We start from the raw sequence: 3,099 nt of genomic DNA, 5'->3' as shown, positions 1-3,099 counted from the left end.
GTCCCCAAACGGCCCAACTGCGGCCAATCGGACCGAGCGATCATTAAGTCCACTTTGATTCGAGAAGTAGCTGGAAGGCGCCTGCCAGCGCTTGCCACCAATAATCGGCACGAGCGGTGGCCGATAACGCCAAAACCTGAAAGTCGAAGAACAGCGGGCGCAAATGTTACGTTCTCAAAACAATCTACCAGTCGGCATGGATCTTTGCGCTTCCGGACAGAGACCAACAAACCCTTGATACAGCTCTTTAATACGCTGCTCTACGCCCCAGCTTGCTTACTATATGCTTACGGCTCGAACGCAAAAAAGGCCCCGCTATATTCAGCGGGGCGTTTTTGATTATTGGTTGCGGGAGTAGGATTTGAACCTACGACCTTCAGGTTATGAGACGGAAAGCTACATCTTTATATAATTGATATTAAACGCTTTTGAAAGGCATATCTATGTCATGTGTTAAAAATTGTGCTAGACTTTTTGCTCATATGGACTGAATCTTAGATTTTTGTGTTAGAGCGCTAACACAAATGGGTGAGAATGCGAGATTATCGTCGGTTTCAGCATCGGCAACTGGGGTAAAATCAGATTGATCCTATGCAGCACCTAATTTGACACGCCCTCAACGATTGAAATCTACCATTTTCGGAATGGGTGCTACCGCCCTACCCAATTAATGCGAGTGATCTGAATGTGCTGATGCAGGATGATGGTCATTTCGCCGATACGACAGATAGTATTTCTCGAACGCAAAAAATCCGGCAATCCCGGCAAAGGAGATTGCTATGATCATTGGATCGCTCGCTGCCTTCATGGTTAGGAATGCTCCAAGAACAATCAAATCCAGAATGATCGCGCTTAACAAAATCCAGCCCCTTGCTTCGACATCTTCTTTGAGGTGACGATACACGCCCCAATGGATGATCATGTCCATGACCAGATAAAATATGGCCCCCAATGATGCTATCCGGCTCAAATCAAAGAACGCAGCCAACAGGCCTGCGGCAATTACGGTGAAAACAAGTGTGTGCTTTTGGATGCCACCGGGCATTCCAAAATGGCGGTGCGGAATGAGGTTCATATCCGTAAGCATCGCCAGCATTCGCGATACGGCAAAAACGCTGGCAAGAAGCCCTGATGCGGTTGCAATGATGGCGACAGCAACCGTGAACCACACGCCGTATTCACCAAAGGCAGGACGCGCCGCCTCTGCCAGCGCATAATCTTTGGCGGCAGCAATTTCGCTAATGCTAAGCGTAGAGCCCACTGCGAGCGCTACGGTCATATAGACGATCAAGCATATCCCCAGAGAGATCATGATAGCGCGACCGACATTCTTCTCAGGCTCCACAACCTCGCCGCCGCTATTGGTGATTGTGGTAAAGCCCTTGAACGCCAATATGGCGAGGGCAACCCCAGCAATGAAACCGGTTGGCGAAGCCGCTTCGCTTGGGGCGGTTTGCGTAAACTCGAACGTGAATCCGGATGCCCAGAGAATTGTGAGGGAAAAAATCAGTATGCCGCCAATTTTCAGGATCGCGGTGATCGAGGAGATCGCGCCGATAATCTTGTTACCGGCGATGTTCACGATAAATGCGAAGACGATCAGACCAATCGCCAGTATCGGAACCAGCACGGAATCGCGGCCTATATCGAACAATTGGAGCGTATAGGTTCCGAAAGTTCTGGCAACCAGGCTTTCGTTGATGATCATCGAAAAGGCCATCATCAAGGCGGCTGCACCGGTAATAGTAGACGGCCCATATGATTTTTTGAGGATCATAGCGATGCCGCCAGCTGACGGATATTTATTGGAAACCTTGATATAAGTGTAGGCGCTGAACCCGCTGATCACGGCCCCGATAAGGAACGCTAGAGGGAATAACGGTCCTGATAATTCGGCAATCTGACCCGTTAGCGCGAATATGCCCGCACCGATCATGACGCCGGTCCCCATCGCTACGGTACCCGCCAGCGTGAGGCTGTTTTTGTTATACGAGCTGCTTTGCATCTGCTGTGCCTTTGGCATTTCCAGGGTCAGGGTTGTGGCTGGCGCCTTGCGAACCAGAGCGTTATCATTGGGATGGCTATCCACATAAGAATGGGAACGACACCAATATTTGTGCCGGGGACTAAGGGCATGAGTTCGCTGTATCGCCAACCCCAACCCCACCGCGTTGGCACGCTGGTCGCGATTTCTTCGATGATGACGGTAATTCCGAGGCCGGTCAGCAGATAGATGCCGATCATTCCGTAAGTTGGCCGGTGCATCCAATGCCTGTCTCGTTTCAACATCGAGACCACCGTGTATGCCAGCACCAATATTGCGGCATCGCCAAATGTCGCTCGCGTGCAGCCTAGCGTGCTTTCCCAGCTGGTTGCCAAACCCACATCAAAGAACGGCATTTGCAGCATTTCCCAGATGAAGGACGTAAAGAAGCCAAACGTAGCAATATGGACTTCGGGTGCTTTATCAATTTTCATTTATCATCAATCGGACCAAATCGCGCTGCTCGGTCTGCGAACCGGTTCATGTGCCATGCGGCTTCAACCGTCAAAGGATGCTGTGTCGCGTCCTCTCGGGGCGAAATAAGCTCTGCCATTTCACGGACCTTGTCATAGGTCTCAGCTGGTTGATCCGCCAGCAAGGCAAGGACAATATTTTCCAGCGCAATGACGCGGACACGAAGCTGGACGAGTTCAGTGTTGGTCATTTCCGGATCTTTGGAACCGCGTTTGTCTATTTCTGGTTGGTGCCCTCCCTCATTATCCCAGCGAGAAAGCGCCAACGGCAGATTATTTAATCGCTTTGGGTCATCATTTTTCGTCATGCCATATTCCCGGATTTTATTGGTTGTTGGATCGCTTCATTTCGTTCGCGCAGCTCACAGCGCTTTGCGGCGCAAACGCAAGGCGTTGGCGATTACAGATACAGACGAAAGACTCATCGCCGCCGCCGCGATCATCGGGCTGAGTAAGATGCCGAACCACGGATAGAGAATGCCTGCCGCAACCGGCACACCAAGCCCGTTATAGATAAACGCAAAGAACAAGTTCTGGCGGATATTGCCCATTGTTAGCTGACTGAGGTGGCGTGCCTTGGCT

4 protein-coding genes are annotated in these 3,099 nt (G+C 50.9%); all 4 read right to left on the bottom strand.

The features are described from left to right. Nucleotides 1-667 precede the first annotated feature (667 nt). Nucleotides 668-2,005: an APC family permease gene (locus V7680_RS15305; RefSeq protein ID WP_335654119.1), complete on the bottom strand. Its 1,338-nt coding sequence runs from the start codon at nucleotides 2,003-2,005 to the stop codon at nucleotides 668-670. Nucleotides 2,006-2,031: 26 nt separating this feature from the next. Further along, a complete protein-coding gene (locus V7680_RS15300) occupies nucleotides 2,032-2,478 on the bottom strand; it encodes a hypothetical protein (RefSeq protein ID WP_335654118.1) in 447 nt (148 codons plus the stop codon). Continuing rightward, nucleotides 2,475-2,825, bottom strand: coding sequence for a hypothetical protein (locus V7680_RS15295; RefSeq protein ID WP_335654117.1), 351 nt, complete (start codon nucleotides 2,823-2,825; stop codon nucleotides 2,475-2,477). The genes V7680_RS15300 and V7680_RS15295 overlap by 4 nt, the downstream gene beginning before the upstream one ends. Nucleotides 2,826-2,879: 54 nt before the next feature. Further along, on the bottom strand, nucleotides 2,880-3,099 hold a 220-nt coding region (locus V7680_RS15290; protein WP_335654116.1), incomplete at its 5' end, for a hypothetical protein.

The sequence above is a fragment of the Parasphingorhabdus sp. genome (assembly GCF_036963705.1).
In the GTDB taxonomy this organism is placed as follows: Bacteria; Pseudomonadota; Alphaproteobacteria; order Sphingomonadales; family Sphingomonadaceae; genus Parasphingorhabdus.
This window is presented reverse-complemented; position numbering and strand designations above follow the sequence as displayed.